This window comes from Staphylococcus sp. HMSC034G07, from assembly GCF_001835975.1.
Taxonomy (GTDB): domain Bacteria; phylum Bacillota; class Bacilli; order Staphylococcales; family Staphylococcaceae; genus Staphylococcus; species Staphylococcus ureilyticus.
In genome coordinates, this window is the sequence record NZ_KV826608.1 from 189045 (window position 1) to 208718 (window position 19674).

A 19674-nucleotide genomic window follows, 5' to 3' on the forward strand; every position below is an offset into this window, starting at 1 on the left:
CCACACATGTCAACCACATCGTATATGCATCATGCATTTTAGAAATGGTCGTACATTGTCGTGACTTGTTTTTTGTTACTTGTATGTCATTATTAGCTTACGCGATATATTATGATTCTGGCACCATAACATCATCGATTAAACCGTATTCTTTAGCTTCTTCTGCTGATAAGAAGTTATCACGGTCAGTATCTTTTTCAATTTGTTCAATTGATTGACCTGTGCGCTCAGCTAAAATTTTATTTAATTTAGCACGTGTTTTCAGAATATGATTAGCGGCAATTTCAATTTCAGTTGCTTGACCTTGCGCACCACCAAGTGGTTGGTGAATCATTACTTCAGCATTTGGTAAAGCAAAGCGTTTACCTTTTGCTCCTGCTGCAAGTAAGAATGAACCCATAGATGCAGCCATACCAATACAAATCGTTTGCACATCTGGTTTAATGTGTTGAATTGTATCATAAATAGCAAATCCAGCAGTTACACTACCACCTGGTGAGTTAATGTAAAGATAGATATCTTTTTCAGCATCTTGTGCTTGTAAAAATAATAATTGTGATACGATAGAGTTGGCTACGTTGTCATCAATTTGTGAACCTAACATAATAATACGGTCTTTTAATAAACGTGAGTAAATATCATAAGCACGTTCCCCACGGTTTGTAGTTTCAATTACTGTAGGTATTAAATTCATTAATATTGCCTCCTTATTTCTAACTGATAAATTTATTTTAACCTAAAAGTCAAATATGGTCAAAAAATAACGCTTAGAATTTCATTAAACATTATAAATTATTGTTGACCAACACTTATAAGATTTGTACACTAATATTATTGTTATTTACCCCTCGTAGTGTAATGGATAACACATAAGATTCCGGTTCTTAGAATAGGGGTTCGATTCCCTTCGAGGGGATATTTTGGATAATCTTCCTTAAAACCATCAAACTGAACATTGAAGTTTTCGGGCTTTCATTGACATTTACTATCCGTTGATGAAAGTCTTTTTTTATTTTCACACCATGAAAAATACCAAACCAGTAGATTTGAAACTCGCTGTTATTCAAAACGCTTAAATTTCAACATTTAAGCGTTTAAGATTTTGTGAAAATGATTTTGTATTTATTTATCAATATTTAATAACTTAAGCATAACACTATTACTTTACATTGATAAACGTGCTGCCTAAGACATCTCGCACATCATGAATAACTAAAAAGGCATTTTCATCTACTTCATTGACTAATTTTTTCACTCTTGTCACCTGAGATTGCGGCACAACAACATATAACATCGTTGTTTCCGTTTTTGCATAACCACCTTTTCCATTTAATAAAGTTGAGCCCCGACCAGTAAAGGAATTAATTTTGTCACTGATGATTTCATTCTTATTAGATATGATTGTAACGCCTTTTTTAGGATTAAAGCCTTCAATTATAAATGAAGTCGCTCTTTCAGTAATGAATAGCATAATAATCGTAAACAAGACATTCTTTAATGGTAACACCATCAAGAATGATAAGACGACAATGCCATCTAGAATAAAAATACCTTGTGATGTCTTCATTTCTGAGTATTTACTTATAATTTTAGCAATTACAGATGTGCCTCCAAGCGTACTCCCTGTAGAAATTACAAGTCCAGCACCTATTCCTATAATTGCACCACCAAATACAGAATTTATAACAAAATCATCTATCCCTAAATTAATATTTTCAGTTACTCGTAAAAAGAATGAGAGTGCCGTGTTTGAAATAACGGTATAAACAGCGATTGTTTTACTTAAATACTTCCAGCCGATAAAAACGACTATGGTATTAATAATCAAAGAAGACCAAGCTGGAGAAAATCCCAAAGTGTATTTTAAGGCTAGCGCAATACCTACCGTACCGCCATCACCCAAATTTGATCCAAGTAAAAAGCAATTTACACCTATAGCGTTGATAAACGTTCCAATTAAACATAAGATGATACTTTTATAATGATTTTTTATTAATGCTGTCATTGATTCACTCCCATTCTATTTCATTTAAATTTTAATCATGTCACAGACTATCTGCCATAACCTGTACTAAATATGATACTTAGCTGTACCTAACCTTAGACTGTAATAGCATACGCTTAATCGTCATAATCTATTTGGTATCAACAAAGTAAGTTGATGCTTCAGAAAATACAACTCCGTTTGAATCATATTAAAAAAGACACCTCATATGAGGCGCCATATATAAATCTAATTAGCATATTATAATATCAAAACGCAGTTTTTTTCAATAACATTTTAATATATTTTTAAAATTAGTTTTAACATTGGTAATAAGCACCATTTTCTTTTACAGACAAATGATTAAAGTTCAATTGTTTCACCACTCCGAATTTTATCAGCCATTTGGTTTAATTTTCTTAAACGATGATTGACACCGGATTTAGAAATTGTACCCGTAGACATCATTTCGCCTAATTCTTTCAGAGAAATTTCTTGATGCTCTATGCGTAACTTCGCTATTTCCCGTAATCGATCAGGAAGATTATCTAAACCAATTTCTTGGTCGATTAGTTGAATGCTTTCGACCTGCTTCATCGCTGCACTAACGGTTTTATTTAAATTCGCCGTTTCACAATTGACCAATCGATTTACGGAATTTCTCATATCTCTAACAATACGCACATCTTCAAATTTAAGTAATGCCTGATAGCCACCGATTAAACTCAAGAAATCAGAAATTTTTTCAGCTTCTTTTAAATAAGCAATGCTTCCTTTTTTTCGTTCTAGATGTTTAGCATTGAGTTCATATTCATTCATTAAATTCGTAATACCTTCGGAATGGTCTTCATACAATGAAAATATTTCTAAATGATAAGAAGATGTTTCTGGATTATTCACTGATCCACCCGCAAGAAAAGCACCTCGTAGATAACTTCTTTTCATTTCATCTTCACGAATCATCGCTTCATCTATTTCATGCGTAAAGACACCATTTTTCAATATACCTAATTCATCTAAAATTTCTTTAGCACGTGCTTTAATTCTACAAATATAAATATTGTTCTTTTTTAATTTCATTTTTTTTCTTACAAGTAGCTCTACTTCAACATTAAACACTTTTTTTATTAAGGAATATATCCGTCTTGCTGTCGTAGCATTTTCAGTTTGAACATTAATCACAAATTGTTGATTGGAAAGACTGAGTGCACCATTCATCCGTATAAGCGCACTGAGCTCTGCTTTTGCATTTGTTTCATCTACTTCTATTCTAGTCAGTTCATTTTTCATTTCTGATGCAAAGCTCATACATCTTCAGCCCCTTCTTATCTAAGTTTAATACTTAGTTTTTTTACGATTTTATTTATCTCGTTTAAATTCAATCGTTTCTGTCTCTCTCATAGCAATCTCGTAAATCATTTTAGACAAGACCTCTGTATTGTGTCGAACATAATTTTCTTGTGATACTTCCACCAAGTTTTCGTGCGTAAAAACTTTGATGTTTCGTGCTTCCATATCACTCATATTGCATTTAACTGGAACTGCCCCATCTTCTTTATAACGTTGTAAGACATCAGTGTTAAAAGTTTGGGTACTACATATAGCATAGTTTATACATTGACGACCCATGTGATTATGTATTGCTTCGACATGATCTAAGGCAGTGTAATGATTGGTCTCACCAGGTTGTGTCATAACATTTGATACATATAGCTTAGGCGCATCACAATTTAATAACGAATCCGCAATACCTTTAACGCATAAGTTTGAGATTACACTTGTATATAACGAACCTGGTCCTAAAACGATTAAGTCTGCATCCTCTATCGCTTCAACCGCTTCTTCCATAGGTTCTACATTTTCTGGTTCTAAAAATACACGTTCGATTTTTTTATTTTTTTTAGGAATTTTTGATTCACCATAAACAATTTCGCCATCTTCCATCACTGCATTTAAGCGTACACTAGAATTTGTAGATGGTATCACACGTCCTCTTATATTTAAAATTTTACTTAATTCTTTTACTGCATGGCCAAAATCATCATTTATATTCGTTAATGCAGCTATCAATAAGTTGCCTAAAGAATGACCTTCAACTTGATTTTCTTTAAAACGATATTGAAACAATCTTTCAATTGTTGATTCAGAATCACTGAGTGCTGAAATTACATTTCGTATGTCACCTGGTGCAGGAATATCCATTTCATTTCTGATTTTCCCCGTACTACCTCCATCATCAGCAACTGTGACAATCGTCGTAATATCTATCGGGAAGTCTTTTAAACCACGTGCTAAAACAGATAAACCTGTACCACCGCCAATAAGTACAAGTTTAATTCTTTTCATTTTTTCGTTTCACGCCACTTTCAATTTGAGCATCTCTATGATGCACATATACATTATAGTCAAAATTTTCATTAAGCTCTGCACCAATACGTTTTGCTAAAGCTACAGAACGATGCTGGCCTCCAGTACAACCAATCGCTATCACAAGTTGTGATTTACCTTCTTTTTTATAACCTGGAATCATAAATTTTAATAAATCCATTAATTTCTCATAAAAAATATTTGTTGCTTTCCATTTCATAACGTAATTATATACTGCTTCGTCTTCACCAGTTAATGGTCTGAGTTCATCTACATAATGCGGATTTGGCAAAAATCTCACATCAAACACTAAATCTGCATCCATTTGAATACCATGTTTAAACCCAAAACTTGTTACATTGATATTAAATGTTTGATAATTACTTTGATTAAAGTAATCTCCAATGCGCTTACGAAGCTCTTTAGGTTTCATAAATGATGTATCAATCGTATAATTTGCTAAACTTTGAATTTCAGCGAGTAAGCTGCGTTCTTCTTCAATTGCTTCAATTAATGAGCGCTGGCCTTGTTCGTTTAATGGATGTGCACGTCGCGTCTCTTTATAACGCGAAATCAACTTTTCGTTGGATGCTTCTAGGAACATCATATCAACAATAATGTCTGAGTTGCTTTTGATTTGATCGATTTCTTTAATCAATGATTTGAAAAGTTCTTTCCCTCTTAAATCAATGGCAATGGCAACCTTTTGCAACGAAGGATTTCCTTGACCCATTAATTCTACAAACTTCGGCAATAGTATTGGAGGTAAATTATCTACACAAAAATAACCGATATCTTCTAAACTTTGAATTACAACCGACTTACCTGCGCCAGACAAACCAGTCACAACTAATAATTCACTTTTAGTCACTTCTTTTTCTTCTCGTTGCATTGCTTTACACCATCCAAAGATTATTTTTAATATTCCATTTATAATATTGGAATTTTTTATCCATATACGCAATCGTTTTAACTTAGTCAGTTTATGACCACTATGCTATCACATTATATTTTACATGAAAAACGACTTTGGTAGTAGTTTTATCACTTAATTCACCTTAACTGCTATTGCAGACTGACTTAAAAGTAACAAAGTTGTTGCCAAAAATGTTAAAGGACCTTTATCTCTTTTTCGATTCACATCATTTATGAAAAGCAGCATCTCTTTACGACGTTTTAAAAATCATCACGCATACATCTGCATAAAAAAACTAAAACGCATAACTAGCGAATACTTCAACCTTAAAATGCGATTATGTAAAAAAGCTAGAATGCTCAACCTACATGATTCGTGTAAGGTTGGTACATTCTAGCTCTGTCTGAATCTCGTTATTATTTAATTAATTACAGTAAATAACGCTTTTATGCCTATGCTTCTATAACATCTTTTAATTCTTCAATATATGAAATTGCACTTTGTGCTGCAATACTGCCATCGCCTGTTGCAGTTACGATTTGACGTAGACCTTTTGCACGTACGTCACCAGCAGCATATACGCCTGGTATTTTCGTACTCATATCTTCATTAGTAACAATATAACCTACTTCATTTGTAATGCCTAAATTTTCAAATGGTGCTGTTAGTGGTTTCATACCAATGTATACGAAAACACCATCAGCATCTAATGTTTGTTCAGCACCATCTTTAGTAGATTCTAAAGTAACTGAACCAACTTTGCCGTCTTTTTCATTGATTGTTTTTAGAGTATGGCTCCAAATAAAATCGATTTTATCGTTTTTAAATGCACGATCTTGTAAGATTTTTTGCGCACGTAGTTCATCTCTACGGTGTACGATTGTTACACTATCAGCAAATTTTGTAAGGAATGTACCTTCCTCAACTGCTGAATCTCCACCACCGATGACAAATAATTTTTTGTTTTTGAAGAATGCACCATCACATACTGCACAATAACTTACACCGCGACCGCCTAATTCTTGTTCACCTGGCACACCAATTTTTTTATATTCAGCACCAGTAGATATAATCACAGCTCGTGCAGTAATTTCACTGTTTCCAAGATTTATAACTTTGTATTGACCTTTGTCTTCTATTGATTTGATATCACCATATTGATATTTTGCACCAAATTTTTTAGCATGTTCAAACATTTTAGTTGATAAATCTGGCCCTGTTATCATTTCAAAACCTGGGAAATTTTCAACTTCTTCTGTATTTGCCATTTGTCCACCTGGCATACCACGTTCAATCATTACAGTACTTAAGTTTGCACGCGATGCATATACGGCAGCAGTCATACCAGCTGGTCCTGCGCCTACAATTGCAACATCAAAATCCACTTGTTCAGCCATTTAAATTGCCTCCTGTTTATTAATTCATTATACGCATTATATACGATTTCTTGCATTTCATAAAATTATATGCTTACCAAATAATCTATCGTTTTATTCAAACGATAAGCTGTTATATCAAACCATTCCAATACTTGTTGCTTCGTAATCTTAGCATCCATACTACGATAATACATATAAACAAAAGCTGCCACATAATCATCTACATATGTTAAATCTGCTTGTTCTGCTATAATTGCCTCTGCTTTATCAATCCATACAATAAATAATTCTGCGTTATTTTTCAAATATTCAATATTATACAACATTAACATGCCTCTATGAATGAAATCTAACTTATTTAACTGTAAACCTTGAATAAGATAAGTTAAATATAGTTTTTCATAATCATTCATATCTTCTAAGACAGCCCATATATCTTGTGTGAGTAGTACTTCACGACCCTTTAATTGATTTAACAAGAAAATCCCGTATAACCTATGATGACTATCATCACTTAATAATAGTGGTAACACTTGCTCGTTAAAGTACGACTTGCTTTGTTCAATGACCCAAGGTGCATAACCTACATCTACCTTAGATATTTCTTGTAACTTGGACCAAAAAAATTTGCTATCTTCAATATGATTGAGATGATAATGATTATGGCTCAACGCATTATACATTTGTATAGAAAGAAATTTCCCTTTTCTATAAAGAGGTTGTAACAATTTTTGGGAAGCTTCATATTGTTTTAAATAACATAGGACAATACCTAATTTGAATGATTCATCATCATTCATAGGTACAACTTTACTTAAAATATTTAAATACCGTTGATACTTTTCTTGTTCATTAGTGTTATACAATAATAATGTGTAATGGCAAAGCGCATGTACATCAGTATTGTCCTCATTAAGCAAACGTTCAAACATTACTTTAGCAGTATCATATTCATTGAGATAAAGGTAACACATAGCTAATAAATTTCTAACCACTCGATGATCTTGAATCGCTTCATTTTGATTCAAAATAAAATTTCTTGCTTCAGGTAGTCTACCTTGTGAGAATAAATATTGAAAAATGAGTTGAACAGCAAATAATTGACATTCAATCTCAATCTTTTCTTCTGAGTTATAAGTAACTTCAAACATTTCTTCTAGCTCTTCTTGGTAATCATCATCTTCTGCTAAAATGACGTAATTCATTCCAAATAAAAAAGCTTTATTTGCTTCATTTAGTGTAATATTCAGTTGACTGAGTTGATAGTAACTATCCATGACTGATTCTTGCTTTGCAATCATTTCATAAAAAATATGTTCTGCTCTATTGTTATAACCAAGATGTGCGAGACACTCTGATAATTTTACTTTAATTTCAAAAACATCAAATTCCTGGGGTGACATTTCAAGCACTTTTTCATAGTATTCTGCTGCCTTTTTATAATCTTGTTGTTGATATTTTTGGTCCGCTAATTTCCTATAAAAAGGACTGTCAAGCTTCATTGAAATAATTTTATTGTTGTTTTGCGCCATCCATGTTCACCTCCTGTATTTAGTCATTGTTTCAGTTGCATTGGATTTCCGTACGCCAATGTGTGATTTGGGATATCTCTAGATACTACAGTACCAGCACCAACTTTCACATAATCCCCAATTTTTACACCAGGCAAAATGGTTACATTGGCTCCGATTAACGTATGATTTCCAATATCAACATGCCCTGTTCGAAATTCATCTACTAAAAATTCATGCGTCAAAATAGTTGTATTATAACCTATGACACAGTTTTCACCAATCGTGATATATTCAGGATGCAATAAATCAGGTACGACTTTAAATGCAAATGCACTATGTCTACCTATATTCATATTTAATAAATTGCGATACATCCAATGCTTTAATTTCACATTAGGTAAGTAGCGACAAACTTCAACAACTACTGTTTGTTTAAACATTTTGACGCGGCTTATATAACGATACATATGCCACAACGGATTTTCACCGTCAACTTTTAACTTTTTTAAGTCACGCATTATATTCTATCACTTCACCTTTTGCTTTGACCATGTTAAAGGGCCAACATCTTTATATCGTGGTGCATTATATTTCACTCTTCTAACTATCATAAGGACAATTCCAGCAACTATAAGCACGACAGACATCAGTTGAGCAACACGTATGTCTCCAGTGAGCATTAAACTATCTGTGCGCAAACCTTCTACAAAGAATCTACCTATAGAATACCAGATAAGATATAGCGCGAAAGTATCACCTATACGTAAGTGTTTTCTTAATGAGATTAATATAACAAATCCTAGAATATCCCATATAGATTCGTATAAAAACGTCGGTTGGTAGTATTGGCCATCAATATACATATTATTAATAATAAAGTCCGGTATATGGATATTTTCTAAAAATGATTTAGACACAGGTCCACCATGAGCTTCATGATTCATAAAGTTACCCCATCGACCAATACCTTGTCCTAAAATCAAACTTGGCGCAATCACATCACCAATTTGAAATGGATTGATATTTTTTTGTTTACACACGAAAATACCTGTGATAAAACCACCAATTAGACCACCGTGGATAGCGATACCACCATACCAAATCATTGGTATTTCTATTGGATGTTGTGCATAGTATGGCCATTGAAAAATAACAAAATAGATTCTGGCTGCGATAAAACCAAAAATCGCACTCCAAAAGATGATATCAATCAATATATCTTTATCAAAACCTATGCGTTTAACACTTTCTTGAGCGATAAAATATCCTAATAGTATACCTACGGCGATGATAATGCCATACCAATGAACCGAAATAGGACCAAGCTCAAATGCGATTGGATCAATATAATTCAATAACATCATTGATTCTCCTTATTGTTGCTACCGTTACGCATAATTTCAGCATTTAAGCGTTCATTGAATTCTTCTGCAGTGTTAATGCCCATAATATTAAGTCTGTAGTTCATCGCTGCAACTTCAATAATCACTGCTACGTTACGACCTGGTCTAACCGGTATTGTCTTTTTAGTAATCTCAGTATCTAAGATGCGCAATGTTTCCTCATTCAAGCCAACACGGTCATACAATTTATCTTTATGCCAATTTTCCAAATGAATATTTAAACGTAAACGCTTTTCAGTCAAAATGGAACCTGCACCAAACAGTGTCATGACATTAATAATACCTAAACCTCTAATTTCTAATAAATGCTCTATTAATTTAGGTGGCCTACCAATCAATTCATCTTTACTTATTTCTCTAATTTCTACGTTGTCATCCGCGACAAGCCTGTGACCACGCTTGATTAATTCAAGTGCTGTTTCACTTTTACCAATGCCTGAGTCTCCTGTTATAAGCACACCGACACCATACACATCTACCAACACACCGTGCAATGAAGTTGTTCTTGCCAGCTCATGTTCTAAGAAAGTCGTTAAACGACTCATTAATTGCGTTGTTGCAACTGTTGATGTGATAAGCGGTGTATCAAACTCTTTAGCTGATGCTACAAGCTCTTCTGGCGGTTCTAAATCTCTTGTCACAATAATTGCTGGTGTTTCTGGCCGGCATAATTTTTTCATGCGTCCTTTGCGCTCTTCATCAGGTAGTAGGTTGTAAAATGACAACTCTGTTGTCCCTAACAATTGAATGCGGTCGGATGCATAGTGAGAAAAATATCCAGCCATTTCTAATCCTGGTCTTGATATATCTGTGTTTTTTATTTGTTTATTTAAGCCTGACTCTCCAGCTATAAGCTCAAGGTTAAAGCGTTCAATTAAACTCTTTGTTGTTAACATAGGTTCACCTCTATTAATATTTCTCCTGAAATTACATATGTCATTATCATATCAAAAAGGACTGATAATCTATATAAAAAAGTACAGAAGTCCAAAATAAATCCCATCGTAAACATCATACCTTATATTATTTATGAATGAAATTACTGTTACTGATTTAAACATTTAATTTATTTTAAATCATTGCGTTGACCACCCAACATGTCTAAATAAATTAAAATATTAGATATCAAAAAATACTCCATACATTCTGACATATGATGATGTCTACTTGTATGGAGTAACTAATATTTTATATGTTATTACAAAGTTTATTCAATATAACGTTATGCTTGAACAGTATCTCTTTCTAAAACTGGTTTTAAATATTGACCAGTATAGCTGCCCTTCACTTTTGCGATATCTTCTGGTGTGCCTGTTGCAACAATTGTGCCACCACCATCACCGCCTTCTGGACCTAAATCAATAATGTGATCAGCCATTTTTATAACGTCTAAATTGTGCTCAATGATAACAACTGTGTCACCATTATCAACCAATTTATTTAATACTTTTAATAATCGACTAATATCATCAACATGTAAACCAGTGGTTGGTTCATCTAGAATATAGATAGAACGACCTGTAGAGCGTTTATGCAATTCTGAAGCAAGTTTAACACGTTGTGCTTCACCACCAGATAATGTCGTAGCCGGTTGTCCTAAAGTAACATAACCTAAACCAACATCAACTAGTGTTTTCAATTTACGATGTATTTTAGGCACATTTTCAAAAAAGTTTGTTGCTTCTTCGGCAGTCATAGCCAAGACATCTGCAATGTTTTGACCTTTGTATGTTACTTCAAGCGTTTCACGATTGTATCTAGTACCACCACAAACTTCACAAGGCACATAAACATCTGGTAAAAAGTGCATTTCTATTTTAATGATACCGTCACCTTTACACGCTTCACAACGACCACCTTTAACATTAAAACTAAAGCGACCTTTAGAATAACCTCTCACTTTTGCTTCATTCGTTTGTGCAAAAATATCTCGTATATTATCAAAAACACCAGTATAGGTTGCTGGATTAGAACGTGGGGTTCTACCAATCGGTGATTGATCAATATCAATAATACGATCAAGTTGGTCTATACCGTTAATTTCATCATAATCTCCTGGTTTGACTTTAGATTTATTAATCTTCTTAGCTAATGACTTATACAATACTTCATTGACTAATGTACTTTTACCAGAACCAGACACACCTGTAACAACATTCATCGTTGAAAGCGGAAAGTCTACACTAACATCTTTCAAATTATTACTTCGTGCACCTTTAACACTAATCTTTCTATCCGTAACTTCACGACGTGATTCTGGCACCTCAATTTTTTTCTTACCACTCAAATATTGACCTGTTAATGAATTTGTATTTGCCATAACTTGTTTAGGCGTACCACTAGCAACAATTTCACCACCGTGTTCACCAGCACCTGGTCCTACGTCTACTAAGTAATCTGCAGCACGCATCGTATCATCATCATGTTCAACAACGATTAAAGTGTTACCTAGATCGCGCATTTCTTTTAATGTGCTAATTAACCGATCATTATCACGTTGATGCAAGCCTATAGAAGGTTCATCTAAAACATATAATACACCAGAAAGCCTAGAACCAATCTGAGTTGCCAAACGTATGCGTTGCGCCTCACCACCTGATAAAGAGCCAGATGCACGATTTAAGGTTAAGTACTCTAAACCTACGTTATATAAAAATTCTAATCTCGAATTAATCTCTTTTAGAATTTGATTGGCAATTTTTCTGTCTTGTTCTGACAATGTGATATGTTCATAGTTATATAATGCATCTTTAATTGAACGTTCTACCACTTCACCAATGTTTTTCCCATCCACATATACTGATAAGGCTTCACGGCTTAATCGTTTACCGTGGCAAGTTTCACAAGTGAGTTCTGTCATGTATTTGCTCATCATTTCTCTTACAAATTCTGAAGGAGAATCATGATAACGTCTATTGATATTATTAATCACACCTTCAAACGCCATTGTACGTTTTCTCGTTTGGCCATTTCGTTGCTTGAATGTAAATTCAATTTCTTTATCTTTGGAACCATAAAGAATAATATCCTTTTGACGTTCAGTTAATTTTTTGAATGGTTTGTCCATATTTATTTTATAGACTTCACAAACACGATTTAATAATGTTGGATAAAAGTCTGAACTTGATGATTCCCAGGCAACGATTGCACCTTCATTCAATGATTTTTCTTTATCAGGAACGACTAAGTCTAAATCGACCATCAGTTTTTGTCCTAAACCATCACAAGTTGGACAAGCACCGAATGGGCTGTTAAAACTAAACATTCGTGGTTCTAATTCTCCGATTGAGAATCCGCAAATGGGACAAGCATGATTTTCGGAAAATTTTAACTCATCGCCACCAATAATATCTACGATTAAGTTACCTTCAGCTAATTGCAACGCCGTTTCTATAGAATCTGCTAGACGGGTTTCAATACCATCCTTGATTACAAGGCGATCTATGACAACTTCTATCGTATGATTCTTATTTTTATCTAAATTCGGCACTTCATTAACATCAATAATTTCGCCATCAACACGCACACGTACATATCCCTTTTTACTAATATCATCAATTAATTTTTCGTGCGCACCTTTTCTATGAGTTACTACAGGCGCCAGTAATTGAATCTTACTACGCTCTTCAAGTTGTAATACTTGATCGACCATTTGTTGCACAGTTTGAGATTCAATTTCGATACCATGATTAGGGCAAAATGGCTTCCCAACACGCGCATATAACAGGCGAATATAATCATAAATTTCAGTAACTGTAGCAACCGTAGATCTTGGGTTTTTACTCGTTGTTTTTTGGTCTATTGAAATCGCAGGAGATAAACCTTCAATTGTATCGACATCTGGTTTATCCATTTGTCCTAAAAACTGTCTTGCATAAGCACTTAATGACTCTACATATCTACGTTGACCTTCTGCATAAATCGTATCAAAAGCCAATGAAGATTTGCCTGATCCAGATAAACCTGTCATAACTATAAGTTTATTTTTAGGTATTTCAATATCAACATCTTTTAAATTATGGGCACGTGCCCCTTTAACTACAATGGATGGTTGTTTCATTTTCGTCACCCTTCTGCTTTTAATTCAAACAACATATCTCTGAGTTCAGTTGCTTTTTCAAAGTCTAAGTCTTTAGCTGCTTGCTTCATTTCTTTTTCTATATTATCAATCGTTTTCTCACGCTCTTTTTTCGTCATTTTCTTAGGTACTTCCGTACGTTTTGCCTCGTTTGTTTCATCTGTTTCAACAGTAGCACTGATCACATCATGAATTTTTTTATTAATAGTAGTTGGTGTAATATTATACTTTTCATTATATGCTTGTTGAATCGATCTACGACGCTCTGTTTCATCAAGTGCATAGCGCATTGAATCCGTAATTTTATCACCATACATAATCACTTCACCACCACTATTACGGGCTGCACGACCTACTGTTTGGACAAGTGATCTCTGAGAGCGTAAGAAACCTTCTTTATCTGCATCTAAAATAACGACTAGTGATACTTCTGGTATATCAATACCCTCTCTTAATAAGTTAATACCAACGATCACATCGTAGGTACCCACACGTAAATCTCGAATAATTTCAATTCGCTCTAAAGTTTTAATTTCTGAATGTAAATAATTCACTTTAATGCCTGCTTCTTTCATATACGTGGTTAAGTCTTCACTCATCTTTTTAGTCAATGTCGTTACTAAAACACGTTCATTTCGTTCAATACGCGTTTGTATTTCGCCAAGCAGATCATCAATTTGATTTTCTGTAGGTCTCACTTCAATTTTAGGATCTAATAATCCTGTTGGACGAATGATTTGCTCCACCATTTCATCTGTATGTTCTAATTCATAAGGTCCTGGTGTAGCAGATACATATACGAGTTGTTTCGTTTTTTCTTCAAATTCTTCAAATTTTAACGGTCTATTGTCTAAAGCACTTGGTAGCCTAAATCCATGATCCACAAGTACTTGTTTACGCGCACGGTCACCATTATACATACCTCTAATTTGTGGTAATGTCACATGTGACTCATCAATCATCACAAGCCAGTCATCTCCAAAATAATCAAGCAATGTATAAGGCGTGGAACCCATGGGTCTAAGTGTCAAATGTACAGAATAATTTTCAATACCTGAACAAAATCCCATCTCTCTCATCATTTCCAAATCATAATTCGTTCTTTGTTCTAAGCGCTGAGCTTCAAGCAATTTATTCTCAGAACGTAATTCTGATAATCGCTCTTCAAGTTCATTTTCAATACGTTGGATGGCAGATTTCATTTTTTCTTCTCGTGTAACGAAGTGGGAAGCTGGGAAAATAGCAAAATGATCGCGCTCTCTCAACACTTCTCCAGTTAAGTAATTAACCTCACGTATTCTATCTATTTCATCTCCGAAAAATTCAACGCGAATACACATTTCTTCACGAGAGGCAGGAAATATTTCTACAACATCTCCTCTAACTCGGAACGTACCGCGTCTGAAATCTATATCATTTCTTGTGTATTGCACATCTACTAATTTTTTAAGTAACTCGCTTCTGTCCATTTCCATACCTACACGAACACTAACCACTAAGTCCCGATATTCTTCTGGATTACCTAAACCATAGATACAGCTCACACTAGCTATGATAATGACGTCATCTCTTTCAAATAGTGCACTTGTCGCAGAGTGACGCAATTGATCAATTTCATCATTAATTGACGCATCTTTTTCAATAAATGTGTCAGTTGATGGTACATACGCCTCTGGTTGATAATAATCGTAGTAACTGACAAAATACTCGACTCTATTTTCAGGAAAGAATTCTTTAAATTCACTATATAATTGTCCTGCTAACGTTTTGTTATGGGCGATGATTAAAGTCGGTTTACCAACTTGTTGAATCACATTACTCATTGTAAATGTCTTACCTGTACCCGTAGCTCCAAGTAAAGTCTGATGTCTCTTACCTGCATTCACACCATCTACAATTTGTCGAATCGCTTCTGGTTGATCACCTTTAGGATCAAAATTCGATTGTAATTTAAATGGGTAGTGTTCCATAATGACACATGCCTCCTATTATATTTCTATCCGTTCGAACATAGTTTAAATATCTCATTTAATACGCGACTTACTATAGTGGCTGTAACTATATTTTACTTAAGTATACTATTAACAGTTTACATTTTAACAGATTTATTACCTTCAATACAAACATTTGTTCGCAAAAATGATATTTCACTAAATAAAAACAAACACAGTATAATACCATGTTTGTTTGCGTTCATAAATTTTTATTCAGATAAAATGAAGTTAAATAATTATATACCTTTCATCATGCTATTACAATTAAGTTGCTTAACGCTTAATACTTAATCATCTTCTTTTTTATGGAGTTCTAGTTGGTCAATAATTAAGTAACCTGCTAATAACGAAGCAACGTCTATAAAAATAATCCATTCATCATGAAAAAATCCTTTTTCAATTGAAGTACCTATTAAAATCAAAGTTAAAATCGTACCTACCCATTTACTCCTAGTCAGTACGCTAAACAATACGACAAGTATGCATGGAAAAAAAGATGCAAGTATATACCAGATCATTCATGTCACCCGTTCCTATTATTTAAAATAGACATCGTTGTTTCTCGTAATTCCGATTTTGGTATAAATCTCTCTGTAAGCATTTCAGGAATAATATTTTCTATAAAATCTTGTACTGAATTCAAATGATCAAATTGCATGATTGTTTCTAATGACATTTCGTATATTTCAAAAAATAGCGGTTCAGGATTACGTTTTTGAATTTCACCAAATGTTTCATATAACAAATCAATTTTATCAGCAACTGATAAGATTTGACCTTCTAGCGAATCGTCTTTTCCTTCTTGCAGTCGCTCTCGGTATATGGATTGATATTGCTCTGGTATTTCTTCGTTTATAAAATGATCTACCATTTCTTCTTCTACTTGTGAGAATAATTTTTTTAATTCTCCACTCGCATATTTGACTGGCGTTTTAATATCCCCTGTAAAAATTTCGGCGAAATCATGGTTTAAGGCTTTTTCGTATAAGCTTTTCCAATCTACTTTATTGCCGTGATATTCTTCTACTGTACCTAAATACTGAGCAATTTTAGTCACTTTAAAAGAATGTGCAGCAACATTATGCTCAAAATATTTAAATTTCCCAGGCAATCGTATTAATTTTTCTAAGTCTGATAAACGTTTAAAATATTGATGTACTCCCATGATAGCGCCTCCTCATTTATTTAATGATTGATTATACTTGATTTTATAATATCATTCCATATGTAAAATGTCTTTTTAATGCCGTTAAATATCATCAAATCGTTCTAATTTTAAAATATAACTTACTTTTTTGTCTTTCAAGTTTTACTCATTTTACAAGATTCAAAAATAATAAGACTGTAATAAATTTTAGTGAAAATCATATTGAGTGTAAAAAATACTGATTCTGACACGTTTAGCCTGCACGCAGGGCCTCTAAAATAATAAGCCCGAGACATGTTTATGTCCCGGGCTATACATTAAGAATATTGTTACAATTGCAGATAAAACTGCTAGATATAAGTTTTTATTTTTTAATGAATATAATTATATTGTCCTGAATTGTAAATCGTTCTATAGGATTTTTGTCCCAAGCCTTGCATGTTCATCTCTGAAACTAAAATGGATCCATCACTGTTTTGACGTTCTACAATCCCTACATGACCATAATTTCCAGCGCTACTCTGTAAAATAGCACCTACTTCAGGTGTAGCATTAACCACATAACCATTTTGACGCGCAGCCGATGCCCAGTTATTAGCATTGCCCCATAAATTGCCTATAGATTTACCAAGTTGTTGACGTCTATCAAAAGCATAGTATGTACACTGCCCCCAAGCATAATAATTCTGCCCACCGGCTACATAGTGTTTTGATTGATAGCTATTATTGTGAAGGTTGTGATCATTTGAAGTGGTATTGCGCGCATCAACACTGTTATTTGACCAAGATTGCTGCTTTACTGGTATATAATCGTTCGCTAATCTTGTGAAAGCATTACTGTTTTCAGTTGTTACCCCTGTTGTGAATGGATCATTATTCGAGTCACTTTGTACGTATGCACTCTGTAGTTGGTTGTCTAAATGTGACGATCCTTTTTCAGAAACTGCAATGAGTTGCCCAGGATAAATTGTTTCAGTAATGAATGGATTTAATTGATAAAGTTCATTTAAACTGAGGTGATGTTTATTCGCAATACTTTGAAGTGTATCGCCTTCTTTAACTTCTACAATATCTTCGTCAGGTAATACAAGCGTTTGCCCAACCTTAACCGACTGCACAAATTCCATATGATTCAATGATTGTATCGTATGAGTCGTTGTTGCGAATGCATGCGCTATATTTGATAAATCCGTATCTTCTTTCACTGTATGTACTTGATCAGCTGACGCTAGACCATTCATTCCAAAAAACAGTGCTGCAGAAGTTACAGAAAAAGTTAAACCTTTCTTCATGATGTATTTCAATCCTTTGCTGTCTAATTTTATTCAATATTTAATCAATCATAATATAGCATATTCTCTGAATACTTTTACCCTTGTTATCGTTTTGTAATGCAAAAGATATTTTTGAATGAATCCCCTTTTAACGCTTTAATCATAGCTTTCTTATCTTTATCACAATAGTTTTAATCACCTTTGAATATCTGTTAACTTTAACTGTAATATTTAAGTTTGTATTTTACATATAAGTAGTAGTTTATCTAAAAATTACTGAAATAAATCAAGCAGTCGTTTCGTATGAACGTGTCAGTCTTGCCTACTTTATACTGCTATAAAAAATATGAGTAAGTTAGAAAACAATAAGTGATACATTGGTTTCTAGCTCACTCATAAAGTTATGAATAATAATTGTTCTATTTAAGTATTAATCTTTTTCTGAATGATTCAGATTCATTTGCTTGCGTAGATAAGCTTCGATAAACGGTCCTAAATCACCATCCATGACTGCATCGACTTTACCGGTTTCTTCGTTTGTTCTATGATCTTTAACCATTGCATATGGATGGAATACATAAGATCTAATTTGACTTCCCCAACCGATTTCTTTTTGTTCTCCACGGATTTCGGCCATTTCTTGTTCTTGTTCCTCAATTTTTAATTGATATAGTTTAGACTTCAATGTTTTCATTGCAGCCTCTCTGTTTTTGATCTGTGAACGTTCATTCTGGTTATTTACCACAATACCTGTTGGATGATGGGTAATTCTAATAGCAGATTCGGTTTTATTGATATGTTGACCACCTGCGCCCGAAGCTCTAAATGTATCAACAGTAATATCATCAGGATTGATTTCTACTTCTATTTCAGTGTTATTAAATTGTGGTATGACATCACATGAAGCAAAAGATGTATGTCGACGACCAGATGAATCAAACGGTGATATGCGTACGAGTCGATGTACACCTTTCTCAGCTTTTAAAAAACCATATGCATTATGACCTTTCACAATCATTGTTACACTTTTTACGCCCGCTTCATCTCCAGGTAAATAGTCTGCGATTTCAACTTTAAAGCCTTTTTGCTCACAGTAGCGTTGATACATTCTCAACAACATATTTGTCCAATCTTGTGATTCAGTACCACCTGCACCAGGATGCAATTCAATAATTGCATCATTCGCGTCATAAGGCCCATCTAACAATAATTGTAGTTCAAATTGGTTTAATTCGTTTTGAAAATGAGTGACGCTCGCTTCTAAATCGTCTTTCACCGACGTATCGTCTTCTTCTAACAATAATTCTCGTGTCGTTTCCATATCTTCTATATTTGCTTCTAAATCTCTGTACGCATTGACAACAGATTTTAAAGCATTATTTTTATCTATTACGTCTTGCGCTTTATCTTGATTATCCCAAAATGAAGGATCCGCCATCATTTCTTCGTATTCTTGTATGTTTGTCTCTTTTTCTTCTAAGTCAAAGAGACCCCCTAAGTTGTTCTAACTTTTCTTTATAAGCATCTAAATTACGCTTAATTTCAGATAATTCCATTATGCATCTCTCCTAAATTTTTCGAATGAAGTATAATTACTAAATTAATTACTAGACTATCA

Annotated in this window: 16 protein-coding genes and 1 tRNA gene; 1 reads left to right on the top strand and 16 read right to left on the bottom strand. The window is 33.7% G+C overall.

The window, feature by feature from the left end; genetic code table 11:
* Positions 1-109 precede the first annotated feature (109 nt).
* The gene (gene clpP / locus HMPREF2586_RS07035; RefSeq protein WP_046207443.1) at positions 110-694 is read right to left on the bottom strand and encodes an ATP-dependent Clp endopeptidase proteolytic subunit ClpP; all 585 of its coding nucleotides are present in this window, start codon (positions 692-694) and stop codon (positions 110-112) included.
* A 150-nt stretch (positions 695-844) separates the two neighbouring features.
* Between clpP and HMPREF2586_RS07040 the strand changes: the two genes are divergently transcribed.
* Positions 845-916 (top strand) — tRNA-Arg (locus tag HMPREF2586_RS07040).
* Between the two features lie 243 nt (positions 917-1159).
* Here the strand turns inward: HMPREF2586_RS07040 and HMPREF2586_RS07045 are convergent.
* The 15 genes from HMPREF2586_RS07045 to prfB form a co-directional block, all read right to left on the bottom strand.
* Positions 1160-2005 (bottom strand): YitT family protein, encoded by an 846-nt coding sequence (locus tag HMPREF2586_RS07045; RefSeq protein ID WP_046207442.1) that lies wholly within the window; start codon positions 2003-2005, stop codon positions 1160-1162.
* Between the two features lie 342 nt (positions 2006-2347).
* Complete coding sequence (whiA, locus tag HMPREF2586_RS07050) at positions 2348-3292, bottom strand: DNA-binding protein WhiA (RefSeq protein ID WP_046207441.1); 945 nt, start codon at positions 3290-3292, stop codon at positions 2348-2350.
* Between the two features lie 51 nt (positions 3293-3343).
* Entirely contained in the window at positions 3344-4330 is a 987-nt protein-coding gene (gene yvcK, locus HMPREF2586_RS07055; RefSeq protein WP_046207440.1) for a gluconeogenesis factor YvcK family protein, read from the bottom strand.
* Positions 4317-5243: an RNase adapter RapZ gene (gene rapZ / locus HMPREF2586_RS07060; RefSeq protein WP_046207439.1), complete on the bottom strand. Its 927-nt coding sequence runs from the start codon at positions 5241-5243 to the stop codon at positions 4317-4319. The genes yvcK and rapZ overlap by 14 nt, the downstream gene beginning before the upstream one ends.
* A 476-nt stretch (positions 5244-5719) precedes the next feature.
* Entirely contained in the window at positions 5720-6664 is a 945-nt protein-coding gene (gene trxB / locus HMPREF2586_RS07065) for a thioredoxin-disulfide reductase (RefSeq protein ID WP_046207438.1), read from the bottom strand.
* A gap of 65 nt (positions 6665-6729) precedes the next feature.
* A complete protein-coding gene (locus HMPREF2586_RS07070) occupies positions 6730-8178 on the bottom strand; it encodes a tetratricopeptide repeat protein (RefSeq protein ID WP_046207437.1) in 1449 nt (482 codons plus the stop codon).
* Positions 8179-8201: 23 nt separating this feature from the next.
* Complete coding sequence (locus HMPREF2586_RS07075) at positions 8202-8678, bottom strand: acyltransferase (protein WP_046207436.1); 477 nt, start codon at positions 8676-8678, stop codon at positions 8202-8204.
* A 9-nt stretch (positions 8679-8687) separates the two neighbouring features.
* Positions 8688-9524 (bottom strand): prolipoprotein diacylglyceryl transferase, encoded by an 837-nt coding sequence (lgt, locus tag HMPREF2586_RS07080; protein WP_070657666.1) that lies wholly within the window; start codon positions 9522-9524, stop codon positions 8688-8690.
* Positions 9521-10459, bottom strand: coding sequence for an HPr(Ser) kinase/phosphatase (gene hprK, locus HMPREF2586_RS07085; protein ID WP_046207434.1), 939 nt, complete (start codon positions 10457-10459; stop codon positions 9521-9523). The genes lgt and hprK overlap by 4 nt, the downstream gene beginning before the upstream one ends.
* A gap of 326 nt (positions 10460-10785) precedes the next feature.
* Positions 10786-13623 carry an excinuclease ABC subunit UvrA gene (gene uvrA, locus HMPREF2586_RS07090; protein WP_070812700.1) on the bottom strand — a complete coding sequence of 946 codons (2838 nt, stop codon included), beginning with the start codon at positions 13621-13623 and terminating at the stop codon, positions 10786-10788.
* A 5-nt stretch (positions 13624-13628) separates the two neighbouring features.
* Entirely contained in the window at positions 13629-15614 is a 1986-nt protein-coding gene (uvrB, locus tag HMPREF2586_RS07095; RefSeq protein WP_176745312.1) for an excinuclease ABC subunit UvrB, read from the bottom strand.
* 308 nt (positions 15615-15922) lie between these two features.
* Positions 15923-16153, bottom strand: coding sequence for a CsbA family protein (locus tag HMPREF2586_RS07100; protein WP_019469490.1), 231 nt, complete (start codon positions 16151-16153; stop codon positions 15923-15925).
* Between the two features lie 5 nt (positions 16154-16158).
* Positions 16159-16800 (bottom strand): YfbR-like 5'-deoxynucleotidase, encoded by a 642-nt coding sequence (locus tag HMPREF2586_RS07105; RefSeq protein ID WP_019469491.1) that lies wholly within the window; start codon positions 16798-16800, stop codon positions 16159-16161.
* A 353-nt stretch (positions 16801-17153) separates the two neighbouring features.
* Positions 17154-18074: a COG3942 and LysM peptidoglycan-binding domain-containing protein gene (locus HMPREF2586_RS07110; protein ID WP_070812701.1), complete on the bottom strand. Its 921-nt coding sequence runs from the start codon at positions 18072-18074 to the stop codon at positions 17154-17156.
* A 412-nt stretch (positions 18075-18486) separates the two neighbouring features.
* A protein-coding gene (prfB, locus tag HMPREF2586_RS07115; RefSeq protein WP_128088499.1) for a peptide chain release factor 2 occupies positions 18487-19612 on the bottom strand; the annotation gives its coding sequence in 2 pieces (ribosomal slippage) (positions 18487-19539 and positions 19541-19612; 1125 coding nt in all).
* Between the last annotated feature and the right edge of the window lie 62 nt (positions 19613-19674).